The sequence below is a fragment of the Mycobacterium sp. 050128 genome, from assembly GCF_036409155.1.
Lineage (GTDB): Bacteria > Actinomycetota > Actinomycetes > Mycobacteriales > Mycobacteriaceae > Mycobacterium.
On the sequence record NZ_JAZGLW010000008.1, the window covers coordinates 115,186 to 133,626 of the forward strand.

At 62.8% G+C, this 18,441-nt stretch carries 17 protein-coding genes and 1 pseudogene; 10 read left to right on the plus strand and 8 right to left on the minus strand.

What is annotated here, in order from left to right; all coding sequences use genetic code 11:
- The first annotated feature begins 14 nt into the window (after positions 1–14).
- The 6 genes from SKC41_RS29990 to SKC41_RS30015 all read left to right on the plus strand — a co-directional run bounded on the left by SKC41_RS29990 (position 15) and on the right by SKC41_RS30015 (position 6,365).
- The gene (locus tag SKC41_RS29990) at positions 15–1,016 is read left to right on the plus strand and encodes a hypothetical protein (protein ID WP_330981328.1); all 1,002 of its coding nucleotides are present in this window, start codon (positions 15–17) and stop codon (positions 1,014–1,016) included.
- Between the two features lie 80 nt (positions 1,017–1,096).
- Positions 1,097–2,413, plus strand: coding sequence for a DUF4226 domain-containing protein (locus tag SKC41_RS29995; protein ID WP_330981329.1), 1,317 nt, complete (start codon positions 1,097–1,099; stop codon positions 2,411–2,413).
- Positions 2,414–2,805: 392 nt separating this feature from the next.
- Complete coding sequence (locus SKC41_RS30000) at positions 2,806–3,525, plus strand: hypothetical protein (RefSeq protein ID WP_330981330.1); 720 nt, start codon at positions 2,806–2,808, stop codon at positions 3,523–3,525.
- A gap of 54 nt (positions 3,526–3,579) precedes the next feature.
- Complete coding sequence (istA, locus tag SKC41_RS30005; protein WP_079669145.1) at positions 3,580–4,821, plus strand: IS21 family transposase; 1,242 nt, start codon at positions 3,580–3,582, stop codon at positions 4,819–4,821.
- 2 nt (positions 4,822–4,823) lie between these two features.
- On the plus strand, positions 4,824–5,606 hold the full coding sequence (gene istB, locus SKC41_RS30010; protein WP_442931867.1) for an IS21-like element helper ATPase IstB: 783 nt from the start codon (positions 4,824–4,826) through the stop codon (positions 5,604–5,606).
- Between the two features lie 168 nt (positions 5,607–5,774).
- Positions 5,775–6,365, plus strand: coding sequence for a hypothetical protein (locus SKC41_RS30015; RefSeq protein WP_330981331.1), 591 nt, complete (start codon positions 5,775–5,777; stop codon positions 6,363–6,365).
- Between the two features lie 757 nt (positions 6,366–7,122).
- On the opposite strand, the gene SKC41_RS30020 is transcribed toward SKC41_RS30015, so the two are convergent.
- From SKC41_RS30020 to SKC41_RS30035, 4 genes are all read right to left on the minus strand, one after another.
- Complete coding sequence (locus SKC41_RS30020) at positions 7,123–7,845, minus strand: hypothetical protein (protein WP_330981332.1); 723 nt, start codon at positions 7,843–7,845, stop codon at positions 7,123–7,125.
- Positions 7,846–8,147: 302 nt separating this feature from the next.
- A complete protein-coding gene (locus SKC41_RS30025) occupies positions 8,148–8,648 on the minus strand; it encodes a hypothetical protein (protein ID WP_330981333.1) in 501 nt (166 codons plus the stop codon).
- A gap of 1,387 nt (positions 8,649–10,035) precedes the next feature.
- Positions 10,036–10,674, minus strand: coding sequence for a TetR/AcrR family transcriptional regulator (locus SKC41_RS30030; protein WP_054585636.1), 639 nt, complete (start codon positions 10,672–10,674; stop codon positions 10,036–10,038).
- Between the two features lie 377 nt (positions 10,675–11,051).
- Positions 11,052–12,353, minus strand: coding sequence for an MCE family protein (locus SKC41_RS30035; RefSeq protein WP_054585646.1), 1,302 nt, complete (start codon positions 12,351–12,353; stop codon positions 11,052–11,054).
- 886 nt (positions 12,354–13,239) lie between these two features.
- On the opposite strand from SKC41_RS30035, the gene SKC41_RS30040 reads away from it, so the two are divergent.
- Entirely contained in the window at positions 13,240–14,307 is a 1,068-nt protein-coding gene (locus tag SKC41_RS30040; RefSeq protein WP_198409014.1) for an IS110 family transposase, read from the plus strand.
- Positions 14,308–14,321: 14 nt separating this feature from the next.
- On the plus strand, positions 14,322–15,056 hold the full coding sequence (locus SKC41_RS30045; protein WP_054585635.1) for a TetR/AcrR family transcriptional regulator: 735 nt from the start codon (positions 14,322–14,324) through the stop codon (positions 15,054–15,056).
- 169 nt (positions 15,057–15,225) lie between these two features.
- On the opposite strand, the gene SKC41_RS30050 is transcribed toward SKC41_RS30045, so the two are convergent.
- The 3 genes from SKC41_RS30050 to SKC41_RS30060 form a co-directional block, all read right to left on the minus strand.
- A complete protein-coding gene (locus SKC41_RS30050; protein WP_051445764.1) occupies positions 15,226–15,585 on the minus strand; it encodes a hypothetical protein in 360 nt (119 codons plus the stop codon).
- Positions 15,586–15,605: 20 nt separating this feature from the next.
- The gene (locus SKC41_RS30055) at positions 15,606–15,788 is read right to left on the minus strand and encodes a hypothetical protein (protein WP_051445765.1); all 183 of its coding nucleotides are present in this window, start codon (positions 15,786–15,788) and stop codon (positions 15,606–15,608) included.
- A gap of 305 nt (positions 15,789–16,093) precedes the next feature.
- On the minus strand, positions 16,094–16,690 hold the full coding sequence (locus SKC41_RS30060; protein WP_330981336.1) for a TetR/AcrR family transcriptional regulator: 597 nt from the start codon (positions 16,688–16,690) through the stop codon (positions 16,094–16,096).
- Positions 16,691–16,869: 179 nt separating this feature from the next.
- Between SKC41_RS30060 and SKC41_RS30065 the strand changes: the two genes are divergently transcribed.
- Positions 16,870–17,079: a hypothetical protein gene (locus SKC41_RS30065; protein WP_042909984.1), complete on the plus strand. Its 210-nt coding sequence runs from the start codon at positions 16,870–16,872 to the stop codon at positions 17,077–17,079.
- Positions 17,080–17,401: 322 nt separating this feature from the next.
- A pseudogene (locus SKC41_RS30070) lies at positions 17,402–17,894 on the plus strand (IS256 family transposase); the annotation flags it as partial.
- A gap of 98 nt (positions 17,895–17,992) precedes the next feature.
- Here the strand turns inward: SKC41_RS30070 and SKC41_RS30075 are convergent.
- A complete protein-coding gene (locus tag SKC41_RS30075; RefSeq protein ID WP_330981337.1) occupies positions 17,993–18,232 on the minus strand; it encodes a hypothetical protein in 240 nt (79 codons plus the stop codon).
- Positions 18,233–18,441 lie beyond the last annotated feature (209 nt).

Sequence of the window (18,441 nt, forward strand, 5' to 3'; positions counted from 1 at the left end):
CGATACTGGCGGCTATGTCGTCGATCGATGCGCTGGTGGCCGAAACGGGCCGCGCTTTGAGTGCTGCGCGCAGGCTGTTTGGCTCCGCTCCCGTCGAAGGGTCATTGCCCTCGGCGCATCGGTTGACGACGGGTCGGCAGGCGGTGGCCCAGGTTGGGCGGGCCGCAGCGGTCAGCTGGCAGGGCAGGGCGGCAGGGGCGTACGTGATGGCCAACTCCGAGCGGGTGCAGGCTTTCGATGCAGCCGTGGCGGGTGATAGTCGAGTCAGTCCGGCTCTGGCCCGTGGGGGCCAGAGCGCGGCGGCCGGCGCGCAGTACATGGACACACTGATCGCCCAGACCCGCGCAGGCGTTTCCGCGCTCGCCCCGAGCACGCGCAGCGCGGCGGGACAACACCAACTGGCCACCTACCTGCAAGGTCAGCTCAATCAGGCCAAGGGATTGCTGCAGAATTATCAGCAACAAGACGGTGAGATTGCCGGGGTCATCAAGGGTGCCGATTACACCAAGGGAAGCGGTCAAGCCAAGGACTCACCACCTGCGACCCCGCTGGACAAGAAGTGGAAGCCTGGCGATAAGCGCCACATGCCGTACTACGCCGGCAAGGGCGGGATCGGTCCGCCCAACGTTGAAGGTTCACCACCGTGGGTAGACGTGTACGACAGAACCAAGGATCCAGACCAGGTTCCGCACTACTTCGTCCGCTCGGATGAAATTCCCGACTACAGGCTGCTTGCGCCAGGAAGCCTTGGACCCGCGACGGTCTACGACTCCCACGGCAACCCCGACCAATTCGTTGAGCTGGTGCCCAACTCGGGCGTGTGGGTACCGCAGTCGGACTTTCCTGGCGCGAGAATTTATCCGCCGCGCTCGACTGGCATCTTGCCGCCCTATGGTTGGGAGGAGTACCTGCCGGGGTCGATGATCTATGTATGGCACGGCGACTTCATTCCGGAACCGTGGAATTCGTACGGTCCTTTCGGGCCGCCGCCGGTCACCCCGCAGGGCGGCCACTGACCGCAACATGGATCGGGCGGATCAGTTGAGGTGTGGCCGCTGCCTTCCCCAGCCGTTAGACGCGTGTTCAGCAAACTGTCTTGGCGAGCCAAGTTAGTGGTGGTGATAGCGGCTTAGCCGAGGTATGGCTGATACTGCCTGTTATGGCCTCGTTGGATGAGCTGGTGGCCGCTGCTGGCCGTGCGCTCAGTGATGCGCGCAGACTGTTTGGGGTGTCGCCAGTTAACGCCAGTGGGTGGTCATCGGCGCCGGCGTTGCTCGCCGCCCAGCAGGGGATACGGGCTGCTGGTCAGACAGCCGCGGCCGGCTGGGTCGGTGCAAGCGCCTCAGCCTATGGGCAAAGCAATGCGAGTCAGGTCCACGCGCTGGGCGATACCGTCGCCGCTGATGATCGAGTGGGTCCGGCCGTGATCAACGCCGGACACGTTGCTGCCAACGGCGCCAGCCGTATGGACAACCTGATTGCCGAAACGCGAATGGGCGTAGCCACCTTCTCCCAGAACCTGAATAGCCCAGCAAACCAGCAGCAGCTGGCCACCTACCTGCGCGGCCAGCTCGCACGGGCCAAAGCAATACTGGACAGCGCTCAGCAGGACAGCCACGTGCTGGCAGTGTCGATCAAGAATGCTTCGGGTGGCTACCCCCAAGGCGATGATCCCAATGCGGCTGCCCACAGGCCGGCCACCGCCGGTGACCAGGATCGCCAGGGTATCGACGCGTTAGACAACCACGTCCGACTCGTGGATTCGAAGGGCACCTCAGATCCCGGTGACCCCGCCGTCGCCATTGACCCCAGAAACCCCTTCGTTGGGGACGAACGGTTCGGTCACTGGCAGCAGGTCGTCCCGCCGCCCTATGTTGGGCATGATCCGCCGCCGCCATGGACTGGTCACCGTCCGCTGCAGCCTCCGTTGGATACCGGCGGTCCGACAGGTTTCTACGCGCCCGGAGGTAAGACGTGGGCCGACGACAACGCAGCACCGTTCGCCCATCTTGAGGAGCAGTACAAGATCCGCATCAGTGGCCAGGACTACACGCCCTACACGCGGGTTGTTGATGGGCACCAAGAGCAGTGGGTCCAATACACCTATGAGGCTCAACGGTTTACGCAAGTGCCGATCGGTGGAGCGATTTGGGCGCCATACGGAGCGAACGAAATCACTGGTGAACTTGGTGGGGTCAGGACCGGCGGGCTCGCTGGGATTAATCCCCCACCGCATATCGGTCCGTGGCAGCCGATCACGCTCCCGCAGATCGCCTCGCTATCGGCCGCTAATCCTACGGTGCAGTACTACATGCCAGACGGCTGCGGCGGGCAATTCACGTTCACTAACGGCACAGCTACCGGCGGGAACTCGGGGCTGCCGCCCATAATCCCGAGCATCGTTCGAGGGTAGGTCGCGGCGTGGCGCGGACTGCAGCACGCATGTTGGAACAATTCCCGTATCGCGGGAATGTGGCGCGCTGTGGTAGACGCAAGTATATCCCGCACATATAGTCGGGCCATGACGTGGGATCGGTTGCGGCAGCGGACTTCTTGGTACAACATGCGGCTGTCGGTGGACTATGTTGCCGACCGTTTAGGGGTCAAAGCACAATCGATTCGTCAGTACGTGGCCGTCGGCGGCGCTGAAGGTTTCCCGGACCCGGATGTGAAACTGGAGGGGAAAACTACTGGCGGCCGGCCACCATCTATGACTTCATCGACAGCTCTCGTCCCCACCTTCGGGCACGGGTACCACGGCTGTACCCGCTGGCGTCGTGCTTTCGTGGCGAGCCGGCGAGATTCTTGGGAGCCGAACACTTCGAGGTAGGCGCGGGCCGGTTGTCGAGCCAGGGCGTGCTGCATCTCTGGCAGCCCGCCGATGACCGTGGTCGTGTGATCGTCGCCTACCCCGACCAGCCGTGGACCGTGTCTGTTGCTCGCGAACTTGCTGCAGTGATCGCCGGCCAGCACCCAGATGCCTCGGCTGTCGTTGTGGTCACCGATTACGAAAGCCGAACACCCGATCCCGAGCACCCAGAGCCATCCGACCCGCTGAGCCACCGGGGGATCGGGGTCTGGGATCACACCACACGCGCTGACGGCGGGAATAGTCGTTGGCGCGAGCACTTCTCGTGGTCGGATCTGGCCTACCTGCTCCGCACCGACGTCCCCTACTGGCCCACAGGGCTGCTCGACATGGACGCCATGGCTGCCTGGCAACCCGGCGAAGTGCGAAAGGTTACGCCGCGCTACCGCACCGAGTACGAAATCAGGCACTTCTCCGCGGCCTTCATCGACGCCTGTAAGGACGACGCTGATTTGCTACGCCTCCTCGGCCGCGCATGCCGCATTATCAACTACGCGACAGCGCAAAACCTCCAGGTGATTCCAGGTTCTGCGACCACGTTGACCAGTCAGACCGGCCTGCTGGTCGCAGCCGTCCCCGACGTCGACCCAGTCGCCCCCGCTCCGCTGACTGAGCAGGAACGCGCTGAACTGCTGCATCTTGTTGGCGACGGTTGAAAGTCCGGCCAGTCGCGACGGCTGAAAAGTAGGCCACCCGATCAGATTGGATGGGTGATCTCCTTGGAAGACTGGGCCTTGATCCGGCATCTTCATCGCAGCGAGGGTTTGTCGCAGCGGGCCATCGCACGCCAGCTCGGCATCGCGCGAGACACGGTGGCCGGGGCGCTGGCCAGCGATGGTCCACCGAAGTACCAGCGGGCCTCGACGCCGTCGGCGATCAGCGAGGTCGAGCCGCGGATCAGGGCGTTGCTCTCGGCTTATCCCGGGATGCCAGCGACGGTGATTGCTGAGCGGGTCGGATGGACGGGTTCGATTTCGTGGTTCCGGGAGCGGGTCCGAGCGATCCGCCCGGAGTACCTACCTGCCGATCCGGTCGACCGTCTCGGCCATCCGCCGGGGCGGGCGATCCAGTGCGACCTATGGTTTCCCGTACCCAGGATTGCGGTCGGGTTCGGCCAGGAGGCGATGCTGCCGGTTCTGGTCATGGTGGCGGCGTTCTCCCGGTTCATCGCCGCGGTGATGCTGCCCTCGCGCCAGACCATGGACTTGGTGGCCGGGATGTGGCAGCTACTGTCGGGCAGCTTCACTGCGGTGCCCCACGAGTTGTGGTGGGACAACGAGGCCGGGATCGGTCGTCGCGGGCGGTTGACCGAGCCGGTCACGGCGTTGGTGGGCACCCTGGGGTCGCGGCTGGTGCAACTCAAACCCTATGACCCCGAATCCAAGGGCATCGTGGAGCGAGCCAACCGCTATCTGGAGACCTCGTTCCTACCCGGACGCAGCTTCACCTCACCGCAGGACTTCAATAGTCAACTGCAGCAGTGGCTTCTGACTGCCAACGCCCGTCGGGTGCGGGTCCTCGATGGTCGTCCGGTCGACTTCCTCGACGCCGATCGAGCCCAAATGTTGACGTTGCCACCCGTGGCACCGGTCACCGAGACGGTGACCTCGGTGCGGCTGGGCCGTGACTACTACGTGCGGGTAGCCGGCAATGACTACTCTGTGGATCCGAGCGCGATCGGCCAGCTCGTCGAGGTGAGAACCACCCCGACTCAGGTGGTGGTGACCCGAGCGGGACGCGTACTGGCGGCTCATGACCGCTGTTGGGCGGCGCGACAGGCGCTGACCGACCCCGCCCACGTTGCGACCGCTGCGACGTTGCGCCGACAGTTCCAGGTGGGCCCACCACCGGCGGCCGGTGATCAGCTGGTGCGGGACCTGGCCGACTACGACCGAGCGTTCGGTGTTGACTTCAACACTGGCACAGCCGCTTCCGATGGCGAGGTGGCATGAGCATGGCCGAGGATCCGATCAAGGCCGTCCTCCATTACGCCCAAGCTCTCAAGGCGCCACGTATCCGCGAGTCCGCCGCCCGGCTGGCCGAGCAAGCCCGTGACGCCGGCTGGACTCATGAGGAATATTTGGCGGCGGTGCTCTCGCGGGAGGTCGCCGCGCGCGAAGCCTCCGGTGCGGCGACTCGCATCCGCTCGGCCGGGTTCCCGACCCGCAAGTCGTTGGAGGACTTCAACTTCGATCACCAACCAGCGCTGAATCGGGACATGATCGCCCATCTGGGTACCGGTGCCTTCTTGGCCAAGGCATCTAATGTGGTACTTCTCGGGCCGCCCGGAACTGGCAAGACCCACCTGGCCATCGGTCTGGCCGTCAAGGCCGCTCAGACCGGACATCGGATCGCGTTCGCCACCGCGGTGGACTGGGTGGCCCGCCTCAAGGCCGCCCACAACGCCGGTCGACTGCCCGCCGAGCTGGCCAAGCTGCGTCGGATCGGGTTGCTCGTCGTCGACGAAGTCGGCTACATCCCCTTTGAACAGGACGCGGCGAATCTGTTCTTCCAACTGGTGTCCAGCCGCTACGAACATGCCTCGCTGATCTTGACTTCGAACCTGCCCTTCGCCCGTTGGGGCGACGTGTTCGGCGACCAAGTGGTGGCGGCCGCGATGATCGACCGGATCGTCCACCACGCCGACGTACTGACGCTCAAAGGCTCCAGCTACCGGCTCAAGGACACCGGAATCGACACCTTGCCCTCCGCCAGAGCCGACAACACGGCACAATAACCAACGACCACGTGGCCTACTTTTCACCGTCGCTTCTGGCCTAGTTTTCGACCGTCGTCAACACATCTACCTGCCGATCCACGGTATGCAGCACAGGCGCTGTTCATCGGATCGCTCGGCGATGGCTCTTGGGGATATTGGGGACTATGGAAGCCCCTCCTCGGTTCCGTGACCATCATCGACCGCAACCAACTCGGGCCACTAGCGCAGCGCTGGCATGAGCGTTTACGCCCGCTCACCGCCCCACGCCGAACCGACGAACTCGGCTTCACCTGGATCTACTCCCGGATTGATGAATGCCTCGACCGGGACAGCCCTCGCCAGTGGTTGCACGACCCCCTAGAACCCGACTGCTGGATAGTCCAAACCCCTACGCGGATCTATGCAACCACAGGCTCTCGACTTCGGCACGCGAGAGGAGAGCTGCAATCCATCGAAATCGGCGTCACACCAGGACGATTCAAAAATCGATACCCGGTTTTCGTCGCCGACCAAAACAACACACCATGGGTCATGCCCACGCCCCACGGCCAAGAACCCTACCGACTCGGATACGACGGCTCAGGCCCACGAGGCCTTGCCATCGCCATCGGGGAACTGTGCGCTGATATCAACACCACCCTGTCCGGTAAGGACCAGTTTCCCTACGTCGACAACCGCGAACTGCCCAACGCACTGCGCGACACCTTCATTGAACTCACCGGGCCGCTCACACTACACCGAAACGACATTGACCGAGCACTCAACGTGGCGGTGTAGGCATCCCCCGACGAATCCATCACGCCACGATCATCCGCGCACGGCAGTCTATGCCGAGCACATGCGCAGTAGAAGCGGTGAAATCGCAGATGCGACAACCTCGCTGATTCCTCCGCGCCGCAACGTCCGACACCGGAGTTAGGATCCATGCATGTTCAACGCGGTTTTCATCAACTACACGAACCTCTATTTGCACCCGTCCTCGCTTGATCTGATTGAGGTGTCTGGCCCCGAGGACCTCGCCACGTTCCTGCATGCGCCGCCACCCGCGAGCAGATTCGTCGAAAGCCTCTCTGTCACCGGTTGTTTCGGGACCCTCGACTTTTGGTTCAGTCCTAGGCCTGGGCCGGTACCTCGAGACGTGAACCGGGCCGCCACCGCGCTACTGTTGTCGGCCGCAAGCTTCCATGCCGGCAGCGTTCCGCTGCTACGGGGCCGGGTGATCGTCACGACACACGACCCAGACGGTGCGGTGGCGGGGCTTGCCGATGAGCAGATAATGGCCATGGCGCTGCGCGCAAATCGTTGGCGCGGCCCCGCGAGGCTTGACTGGCGGTGCGCTGCAGACGACCGCGCCCAACGCCGACGACGCAAAGCCCAGCGCACCGCCCAAGAACACGATCGCTGGGTAAAAGATCGCCGAGCGACCCCGGGCCCGCCGCGCCACGGGGAATAGCTAACGAGACCAAATACGGCGCGCTGCAGTATCTTTGGGCGCGCCATGACGAACGGCGCTGCGTGTGTGGCGACCAGGATTTTACGAGTGCTCGCCAACGGGGACACAGAACGTCTGCTCACGACAACGGTCCAAGGCGATGCGCGCGTCATCGAGAAACCTGTATGCGGTCGATTGCCCGAAGAATTGCGGGTGACCGGGAACTCTGATGCAGCCAACACGTGGCCAGTCCGGGTCAAGATGGTCGGTGGAGACCAGGCGGCGCGCGGGACCGCGAACAGTCCCGCGCCCGGCGAACGCACCCATGGCCACCAAGCCCGCAGTCGTGGGCAGCATCGTGTGGATGACGTGGGCTACGGCCCAAGCACGAAGTTGACTGCCCGACATCAAGGGATCGACATAGGCATCCAATACCAGCAGGACGGTGCTGATCGACATGCCCGCGGTGAACTCCTCGTTCTCGTCGAGGTCGCTGGCGAGCCATTCGCCGTAGAAGAGCTCCTCGAAGGCCAACGCCCGCTCGCCGTAGAAGGCTAGCAGTTCTGCGATGAATTCGTCTCCAAGCTGCAGCATAAGGAATTCGACTGCGCCGACGGCGATGTCAGGCGCGTACCCGTGTGCATCAATTGCCGACATCCGGATTTCAGCACGCCAGTCCAGGCAGCTCGACACCGTCGAGCAGGTGTCCTGGCTCTCGTAATGAATCCTGGGGACGGCGAGGTCCACGGTATTACGGCTGCCGATGCGGCCACCGATGTGTTGTACCCGATCGCGCAGGAACATGGTCAACGGAACGATGTCCACAGTCACTCCTCCCGGCCGCCTGATTTGCGGCATTGTGTCGGTACGGACCCCCCCGGGGTCGGCCCGCCGGTCATGTTTGACGGTAGATGTGCGCGCGGTGCTCGATTCGTCCGATCAACAGGACTCGGCCGTGCTCGAACACCGGGCGGTGCCGCCCGGCATCGGCGGAATGTGCGACGAGTACGGCAGGGGGAGATGACCCTTTCTTGCGTCACGGTGACGAATCATCGGTCATGGCCGCCCGCCGGCAGCTGTCGGCGGCGGGCGGCCATGCGGTACCTTGCTGTGGTCCGCGTGGCGTGTCAGGGGAGTTGGTAGTAGAAGTACTCGGCGGCGTGTGCCAGGCCAAATCGGCATGCGGCGTCACTTTCGCTGCGGCTCAGGCGGACTTCGAGAGCGTCGTCTAGCAGGCCGAGCACTTCGGCGGCGTTGAATTGCCGGTGCAATTTCACGCAGAGAAATTCGTGGTATCGCGAAAGATATTTCATGAACAGTTGTTTGTCGGTGCCCCAAAGCCACGCAAAGAACCGGCCGACGACGTCGCCGGCGTGAGGGTAAATCTGGCCGTCTCGCTGCGTCGTTGCGAGATAGTCTGCTTCCTGGTTGAGCAATGCGAGAGCAAGCGCATCCATGACCAGTGTGTCATCGATGATCCGCGCTGTGGGCGGGACCAGGTGCGCCATGATCTCCGACCCCTTGACGATGTGGGTTGTCTGGCCCTGGTGTGCCGCGGCGACGAGCGTGTGGAGCTTCGGCTTTGCTTCGGTGACGGTGCACATCTGGTCGGTGTTCACGAAAACCATGAGCCCACTGTACGCGACGGTCAGTAAAACGGACTGTAAAACAGGTCGGCATTCCGTACCTATAATAGATATTATGGTCAACCTGCTGGCCGGCCACGGCAACGTGTGAAACCCGACGCGCCGGCCACCGACGCAATGACCCATCAAGAACGCGCGGGTCGGGGCTGCCCAGCCCCTTGAGCACCAAATATGCTGAAACGCGGACAGTTTCGGGTGCTCTGGCGTTTGTTCCTACGCGTGGTCAATACGTCACTGTGACGTTTGGATCGCCAATTAGGCTGTGCGCCAGCGTCTTCCGATACATTTCATGGATAATCTACATTATCCATGAAACATGTCACCGTTTTCATCTGATGAATCAGCCGGTTGCTGCCGCCCGCCCTTGTGACCGTCGCACGTGTTGACCGAGTGCTGCTCTCGGCCAGCGATATTCGGACTGACGGCAGGGTCAGAGATGGATAGGTCGTGAGACGCGGTTCACGGATGAAATTTGCAGGGTCAATAGCCGAGGCTTCTACCTGTATCGACGGAGCATTGATTCAACCACGACGGCCTCGGCGGTGGTGGCCAAAGCAGACAAGTCTCACATCTGCGCAGCCTCCTCGAGCACAACGGCCTGCTCCCCCATGCGACGAACCCCTTGCCCGTTTCCAGGCCTGGCTGATCTGCGAATCGGCCGTTCGAGCCCCCATAGAGCAATTCGCCACTTGGCATCATCTGCACCGTCTACGCCGAACCTCTGTTTCGGGCCAAAGCTCCCACGGACTAACACATTCGGCCCGATAAGAGATCGACGAGACGACCAAGTTCCTCACTGGTTGCACGAAAAGCATCAACGCAGCGCGGCGACCTGCCGCCAGCAAGACATCGACGAGTGGTTGGCCACCGGACCGACAACCCGTACGAAGATCCGCACGTTCGTCGTGTAGGCCTTGAAAAGCAAGGTCAGCACCACCCTGCACCGCGACGCTCCACAGGCTAGGGACGCCCGCTTGCTCACCCAAGACCAGCGACTGCCATGGATGAAGGAATTACTCTTAGCTGCCCCTTCAGAAACTCTTATAACGCATGAGGATCCCACCGCAGTTTGACAGGCCAGTCCTGCAGGCCTTCGGGGGCGGAGCGCTGCGCCCCGTGCGATGTCGATGAACCAGCCAAAGAAACCAGTCAGGCGTTCGCGCTGAAAAAGGGTCAGCCTGCCTAGGCGCGGCCGCATGTACCGAATCAGGATCGCTGACCAGGAAGCGGATGAGCGGGACGGCGTCGTTGGGGGCGGTGCCGTCCATCACCGTGGTGGCGTCGGGTGAGTTTTTGGCGATCTTCGACGGGGGATGGTCGGCTTCAGCACAGCTGAGCCCGACGGGTCACCATCATAACGGCCGTCCCGCTAATCCTCGGGTGGGCAAAGGGCCCCTTCCACGAGTTGGCGCAGCATTCGGGTCATGGCCACCATCTCCGGGTAACTCCGGACGTAGCCCGCGTACACCCCCACGCCGCAACCCACGACGAGCAGCGGTTCGACCATTGCCGATGCATCAATATCCGCAGCGAGTTCGCCGCACTCAATCGCATCGTTGACGAAGCTTGTCAATACTTTCCGAATGATCCAAAGGGGATCGTTTTCGGTGCCAACCAATTCGGGATGGCGCTGCGATTCGATTACGCCAGTGACTAAAAACGCAGACCCGGCGGAAGTTTCCGAACCGGCTCTCATCGCCGCGGAGATGAACGCCATCAGGCGAGCCACCAGCGAATTCTCGATGTCCGCATGTTTAACACCGGCTCCGATGACGCATTCGTTGGTCTCAACCAGCACTTCCTGATACAACGCTCGCTTGCTCGAGAAGTAGTGGTTGATCGCCGGCCGGCTCAGGTCGACGCGCGCGGCGATGTCTTGGAACGTCGCGCCGTCGTAGCCGCGTGCGCTAAACACCAAACGAGCAGCATGGACAATTCGCTGGCGCGCGGCGCCGGCCGTCGCGGCAGGCGGGCGGCCCGGTCTGCGATTACCCTTTTGCGGCGCCATTTCAGTGTGTCATTTGCCGCGGTGCGGCATTAGCGGTTTTGGCGGCATGATGCCAAGTGCGGGTCGTCGCCTCGATCATTCCATGCGAATGCTCATCGATTCCACGCGAGTGTTCAACAAAAGCCGCAGTGGAATACCGGCTCGCGAATCGGCTGCGCCCCGCGAAGCCAATCACCACTGGCCGATATTGCTTGCGCCCTGGATGAGCCTGACTGGGATCTGCGCCGCGTGATGCTGCATCACCGGGATCTGCTTGATGACCAGATCCGCGTCGGCGCAGGATTGCGTCGAGAGCTGTCCCGGATGCTGACTGTGCTCGCACGCGAAAACCCTCCCACCACAAAAGCTCGTCGCCCACTCTATGCGGGAATGCCCATTTATGGGTTGATTGTGTTATCCCCTACCTGGCGGCCCCAGACGTATTCGATCGCATACGGCGATCCAGTGTCCAGGTGGTTGTACGGTGCAAGGCTGTTGCCGGAGTCCATCACCAACTCCGGTGCGGGCCACAAGTCGTGGGTGATCGGCTGCCAGCACCCCGGGGCTCCCCCGGGCCCACCGCGGGCGTTCACCCGCGGCAGGTTCTCGGGGTAGATGTAGGGGTTGGGCGCCCCACCGACCACCCCGGCGACACCGCCCACCAGCGAAGCGATGACGGGCGCCGCGGACACCGGGTTCGCGATCAGTCCCAGCCCGGAGAGCACCTCGGTGTCCATGTTTAACGAGTAGCCGTTGAAGCCTCCTTCGGAGGCACCCGTGATGGGCACGATGTCGTGGTAGTTGCGCAGGGCGCAGAACAGTTCGGGGCTGTAGGTGTCCAGTAGCTGGGCCGTGGGCACCAGGTCGGCGGCGCCTCGCGCCAGATACGGTCCGCCCTTGTTGAACAGCTCGGCACCGGTGTTACCGAACCCGGCCGCCGCCAACAACGCCTGATCCAAATCCTTCTGCTGCGCATTGATGGTGCGCGAGGTGATCACCGCGTTGTTCACGAAGTCGAACAGATCCGGCGACGCATCCGCATATGTGTCCCCCAGCGCCGCCAACCGCGCAATATCCTTGCGCGCCTGCGGCAGCTGCGGATTCACGTCATCAAGCAAGGCGTTAGCGTTGGTCACCGACTGACCGAACTTCTCCCCCAACCCCGTCAACGACTGCGCCGCCGCGCTCAACGTCAAATTCAGCTTGACCGGATCCACCTTCTGCGCAATCGAGGTGATCGTCTGAAACAAGGTATTGATCTCGGTGGTCACCGACCGCGCATCGATCACCGTGTGCGAAGAAATCTTCTGCGGCGACGGATGAGCCGGGGTCGTCAACGACACATACTTACCACCGAACACCGTCGTCGCCTTGATATCGGCATTCACATTCGACGGAATCAACGCCAAATACCGCGGACACACCTCCAAGGTGAACTTCGCCGCCGGCTTCCCATCACGCACCGTCTCCGCGATCTTGCCCACCCGGCCGATCTGCACCCCGTTATAGGTCACCTTCGAACCCGGATCCATCAGTAACCCGGCGCGGGTGGCGATCATGGTCAGCTGCGTCTTTTCGGTGAAGGCACCCCGGAACTGCCCGTACACCAAGGCCAAAATCAGCGCGAAAACGAGCAACACGGCCACGGCGATCCACTTATACGGCGGGGTCCGCGGGGCGTTGGTCTGAGTCCTGACCAACGTCCAGTCAGCGTTTCGGTACCTCGCGCAGGACAGCACGTACCCCCCTTGGCGCGCAGGTGATTTGACGATGGCGATGCACCATCGCCGAAACCTTGTCAGTTTCATGAGCGGCGTAAGCGAAATGCCAGCCGGGAGGTTAGTCTGATCGGCTCCTCGCGCAAGTGGTCATGCATTTCCCGGGTCATTAGGCCGTCGTCGAGGTATGAGCAGCAGCGAGGCGGGTAATGACGTGGACGCACGCGGCCTTGGTCGGCCGGCGGCGGTCGGTGCATGCCACTGGTAATCGCGCGGCCGGTGAGCCTGAAATCCCGAACCGCACGTGTCCACACGTGAGGCTTGGTTGGCGCAAGCAGCATATTCATTGCAGATCATCGCTCTCCGTCTGCGCGATTTCGCTCGCACAACTCGGAAAGCTCGTTCGACAGCCAGACGACATGGCATGTAGTGGCAGCATCGAGGAGCTTGTGAGCCAGGGATCGTTCGACCGTTTGCCTGACATGAATCCTCCCCCGGCGTAAAGGCGGATATGGATAAAGGACTACTAGTAGCGCTACACTACTACTAGTAGCGCTACACCACTACCAGTAGTGTTAGTTGCGTTGGGACGGGTCAATCGTCCGATGCAGGCACGATTCGGTGCGTGCCAGGTACCCGCGGGGCTTACGGTGATTTCAGTATCAGGGTGAGGTCGCCGCGTGTTGCGGTGGTTGGATCCTGATCACCTGGTGCCTGGCTCTCACGGTGAGTGCCGTCTTCGGGCTGGCGTCCATGCGTTTTGTCGGCATCAGGTGTGACGGACCGGCCGGCGTGACTTGATAGGAGCGTGGCAACCGCCCCCACTGAGATGTGTCCGCCGACCGGCCCAACCGTCACCTCACAGTGAATGGAGGCAACCACCATGGTTGTTGTTGGAGCCGATGTACACAAGCGCACCCATACCTTTGTCGCGGTCGACGAGGTTGGGCGCAAGCTCGGGGAGAAGATCGTCAAGGCGATCACCGCCGGGCATGCTGAAGCGGTGATGTGGGCCCGGGAATGTTTCGGTGCCCAGCTGGTGTGGGCGATCGAGGATTGCCAGCACCTATCAGCCCGGTTAGAACGCGACCTTCTCACCCCAGGGCAGCAGGTCGTGCGCATCCCACCGAAGCAGATGGCCCAGACCCGCGCCTCAGCACGCAGGCGCGGTAAGTCTGACCCCATCGATGCACTGGCGGTCGCGCGCGGGTTTCTCCGTGAACCCGATCTGCCCGTCGCCTCCCATGACGAGATATCGCGCGAGCTGAAGTTGTTGGTCGATCGCCGCGAAGTCCTTGTGGCCCAACGCACGGCGACGATTAGCCGGCTGCGCTGGCGAGTCCATGAACTCGATCCCGAACGGGCCCCTAAGGCTGCATCGCTGGACCGAGCCAAACACCGCCAGATCCTAGGCGCGTGGCTGATCACAGTCCCGGATCTGGTTGCCGAACTGGCGTGTGAGGAGCTGGCCGACATCACCCGGCTCACCGAGCAGATCGATGCATTGGCCAAGCGCATCAGCGAACGCGTCCGCGCCGTGGCGCCCGCCCTGCTGGCAATACCGGGCTGCGGGGACTTGACCGCGGCCAAACTCGTCGGGGAAACCGCCGGAGTAACTCGTTTCAAGAGCGAAGCCGCCTTCGCCCGCCATGCCGGGGTGGCACCGATCCCGGTGTGGTCAGGTAACACCGCGGGCCGGGTCCGCATGACTCGCTCTGGAAACCGGCAACTCAACGCGGCCCTGCACCGCATCGCGGTCACCCAGATCCGCCTCCAAGGCTGCGGGCAGGCCTACTACCGCAAACGCGTCGCCACCGGCGACTCCAAACACGAAGCCTTGCGCTGCATCAAACGACGCCTATCCCGCATCGTGTTCAGCCGTCTCCACACCGACCACCACAACCGGACCCAGCCTTGCCAAACGGCAGCGGCTTGACATAGGAGAAACACATGGAGCGCGACGCCCTTGAATTCCCCGTTGACGACGATGACGACGTCGACCCACGCCGGCTACGCTCAAGGACCCGGCTATTGGATGCTGCCACCACGCTCCTCAGCGCCGGCGGCATCGAAGCCGTCACCGTTGACGCGGTCACCAAAGTCTCCAAAGTCGCGCGCACGACCCTGTATCGCCACTTCAGCAGCTCCACTCAGCTGCTGGCCGCCACGTTTGAACGGCTGCTGCCGCAGGTCCATCCACCGCCGGGGACGGGTCCGTTGCGCGACCAACTCATCGAACTGTTGAGCCGACAAGCCACGCTGTTCCAGGAGGCACCGCTGCACGTCACCACACTGGCTTGGGTCGCGCTTGGCCCAGCATCAAATAGCAGCGCCCAGGAAACCTACGATCGGCACGCGCTGCGGACACGAATCGTCGACCAATATCGCCAGCCGTTCGATCGCCTTTTGCAAAGCCCCAAAGCCCGCGCCGACCTCGATGAATTCGACCCGCAGCTGATCCTGTGTCAACTTGTGGGGCCACTCGCGTTCGCTCGACTCACCGGCATGCGTGCCATCGATCGTCAAGACTGTGAGCGCATCGTCGATGACTTCCTTGCCGCGCACCGCCGCCACGCCGATGAGCCCGCAACGCAGGCCCCCTCCGCAAAGCAGCTTCCCGCAGCAGCCGCTCCGGCTACCCGAGTGTGGCCAATTGCCGACCACGAGATCGGCAACGACAGATAGTTCCGGAGGAGACCTGGACGGGTGGCCGCCACGCACCTGCGTCCCGCCGCTGTGCGGAAACGCGTACTGAACGCGGGCTGACCGCGAACTAATCCGGTAGCGACTGCCGTTTGCACCAGGTGCGCGGGGTCGGAAATTGAGGTCATATCGGCGCTAATTTCGGCGAGGATCATCTGTACGCCGAGCCGTCCGGCGCCGGGATCTCGTCAACGCTCTCGATCGCCGTAAGCGTCTGTCGGGCGGCCATGGTGTCGTCGACGATTCTGGCCTGGCCCGCCGCCGGCCGCGCTCGCGTTGGTGTCGCCGCTGGGGCTGCCACGTCGGTCAGGGCGCTCAGTTGGTCGTCGATCCGCGCGGCTGAGGGTGTCAAGCCGGTGAGCAACATCCGGCTTCGCTCCGCGTGGTGGTCGTCGAAATCGGCCGGCCGGTAAGGCCTCGACCAAGGCGCCGTGTTTGACCCGCCTCCGGCAGCGGCCAGGTCAGCGAGTTGCCCGGCGTCGCGCTCGCCAGCGATCAACGCCTCAAGCACGTCGCGAACCGAGACGGCGTCTAGTTTCGAAGCGCCACCGCCGACACTTTAATCAACGCCTCCTCGAGCAGCTGCCAGTAGCGGGCGCGTTCGTCGATCAGGTCGACCCGTAGCTGGGTATAATCGTGCAGCCGCCACCCCGGTGCCGGCGGCACGAACAATGGCCGCAGCACGCCCTTCTCGGTGAACGCGACCAGCCACATCGCGTGCAACTTGTCGTTGTTCCCGTCGCGGACGCTGACCAGCCTGCTCGGATTTCAGTTCGCTTATCCTCCCATCACATCGATATTTCATGGCGAGGTTGCTGGGGCCTCGGTCGAGGAACCGAAATTCTGACCGGCTGCTCGAAGCAACAGTGCGTGACCCTCCCAGGTCGGACCCGGCGCCATGCTAAACCACAGGCCCACAAACCAGAGCGAAAGTCGGCGTCGGTGGGCAACCCGACCACATTGTCACGTCGGCGAGGCTTCGCCGAAGGCAATAGGGCTAAACTGCCTTACCAAGTGGGTCAGGTGAGGCTGGGGATGATGAAGTCAAGGACGAGGGCTTGCACGGTGCGACGGGTGGGGGGTCGGCTAGAGACGATGGACCGGAATATTAGGTAGCCGGGCAGTAGGTCCCAAAGTTCGTCGTTGATGGCGGCGCCCGCGATATCACCGCGGTCAACGGCCTGCTTGAGGATGTGCTTGATCAAGGCTTTCCACTGCTCGAGGAACTGATGCCGTATCGCCTCGTTGAGCGCGGCGTTACGCGACGCCTCGACAAGCACCGCGCGGATGGTGCTGGCGTGCTGGCGGGCCTGTTGGCTCACCAACTCCCCAAGTTCCAGCAGATCTCCCTGCAGCGTGCCGGTATCGGGCGGGACCACGACCTTGCGGGTCCCCTCGATGAGTGCGATCAGCACCAATTCGGCTTTCGACGGCCATCGCCGGTAGACCGTCGCCTTGCTGGCGCGGGCGGTGGCCGCCACCGCGTCCACTGTCAACCGGTCATACCCGTGTTGCTGTAGCAGGCACAACGTCACCGCAAGCAACTCGGCCTCCCGCGGCGACCACGGCGCGGACTCCGCGGGACTATCGGCAATCCGGGGCACAGCGCCCACGATAGAACCGTTGCAGCAGTACAGTCCAGTACCGTCTAACGGCCTAAAACATGGTCAGCCGCAGTTCCATTTGACGGATTCGAATATGGATTGGATAGAGGTCTCCGTGGTTAACCCCGGTCATTCATGGGGCGCAGTCGGTTATACCTTTGAGTGATTCGTCGTTGGTATCAGCAGCAGACATGCTGAGTTACCGGTTGCGTGCCCGACACCAGGCACCGGGCTCGGTGATCGACGAGTACAAGCGCGGCCACAACGCGTCCGACACCGGCTTGGGCGAACCGTATTGGAACCACGCGGCAATCCGGGATGCAGTGACGATCAGCGAATTGACCTCTCTGCCAACACGAGACAACTTGCGGGCTATGGCCGCCGAGATCGACCGGCCCTAGCGTCAGGTCTTCTCGGCGGCGCTGTTCGACACGGGATACCTGACTGCGGCCGACGAAGGTTCCCCGACCTTACGACGAAATCCTCTACGACGCGATCGCCCCCTGACGTAGGCTGCTCATCTGCCGAATCAGCCGATGCGTAAGCACAGTTCGGGAAAATGGGAACCGGATCGCGGCTCCCGCGAAGCGCTACCCGATCGACTGAGCCGAGTTCGTCACCCACGCCCTGGCCGCGGCCGCCGCCAACATCGGAGGCACCGAACAGATCCTGGCCGGGCGGCCCAGCTCCTGGCAGGCCGAGCGGGTACGTCAAACCTTGCAGTCAAAGACCGTGCTCATCGAGATCGGCCCGGTCGAAATGCAAGTGCCCGGGATACTCGTAGTAGTTTCGAGCCGCAGATCGTCAAGAAGCGGCAACGTCGGCTAACCCGTATCGATGAGATCGTATTGTCCTTACCCGCAAAAGGTTTGACCACCGGTGAGGCCGCAGCCCATTTCGCCGACGTCTACGGCGCCACGGTCGCAAAGGACACCATCAGCCGGATCACCGACGGGTCGTCGGCGAGATGTCCGAGTGGTGCAACCGGCCCCTGGAACCGGGGTACCCCGTGGTGTTCGTCGACGCCATCCACGTCAAGATCCGTGACGGCCAGGTCAGTAACCGGCCCATCTACGTTGCCGTTGGAGTCACCTGCGCCGGGGACCGCGACATTCTGGGGCTGTGGGCCGGCGACGACGGCGAGGACGCCAAGTTCTGGCTGTCGGTGCTCACTGAGATCAAGAACCGCGGCACCGCCGATGTGTGCATCGTGGTGCATTGAGAGTCATTTCTTCAGGCTCCGCATCTGGTTCGCTGTCACCAAGCTCTCGTCGTCGCTCGGCGCGGCCGGTCGTCAACATGAACACCATTACGTCACGTGACAGCGAATGGAGGGGCGGACACTTCAGCGCGGAAGCTGGTCGACGTTACCTCGCACCCCTCACCGCCGCCGGCGACTTCTCGGTCCCATACACAGGCTCTCAGCAGGCGCTTTACCCGATAAGCCCAGTAGTCGACGAGCCATCCGGTGTCGATGGCGTGTCGGCGCAGCCGGTCCGAGTAGGCCACCACGGTGATCGCGGATTGGATGACCGCTAACGGGTCACGGCCCACGTGCGATCCACTGTCAGCTCTTTCAGGATGTCCGTCTCCCACCGGAATCGGACCGTCCCGGACTCACCCATCGGGCGCACGCCACCTGGTTTGACTTGGGAGCGCATTCGGCGGTATTCTCTGCTGTACAGAGCTAGCTTCGGTCTACCAGAATTCTTGTCTGGGTCGAGGATTGGCCGAGTTCAGTTGGAGACTGTGGAGTAGCCGAT

Excerpts from the sequence above, each read along its gene's own strand:
- SKC41_RS30025 (WP_330981333.1), bottom strand. The coding sequence starts at position 8,648 with ATGGTTTTCGTGAACACCGACCAGATGTGCACCGTCACCGAAGCAAAG.
- SKC41_RS29990 (WP_330981328.1), top strand. The coding sequence starts at position 15 with ATGTCGTCGATCGATGCGCTGGTGGCCGAAACGGGCCGCGCTTTGAGT.
- SKC41_RS30040 (WP_198409014.1), top strand. The coding sequence starts at position 13,240 with ATGGAGGCAACCACCATGGTTGTTGTTGGAGCCGATGTACACAAGCGC.
- SKC41_RS30045 (WP_054585635.1), top strand. The coding sequence starts at position 14,322 with ATGGAGCGCGACGCCCTTGAATTCCCCGTTGACGACGATGACGACGTC.
- SKC41_RS30065 (WP_042909984.1), top strand. The coding sequence starts at position 16,870 with ATGCTGAGTTACCGGTTGCGTGCCCGACACCAGGCACCGGGCTCGGTG.
- SKC41_RS30055 (WP_051445765.1), bottom strand. The coding sequence starts at position 15,788 with ATGTGGCTGGTCGCGTTCACCGAGAAGGGCGTGCTGCGGCCATTGTTC.
- istB (WP_442931867.1), top strand. The coding sequence starts at position 4,824 with ATGGCCGAGGATCCGATCAAGGCCGTCCTCCATTACGCCCAAGCTCTC.
- SKC41_RS30030 (WP_054585636.1), bottom strand. The coding sequence starts at position 10,674 with ATGGCGCCGCAAAAGGGTAATCGCAGACCGGGCCGCCCGCCTGCCGCG.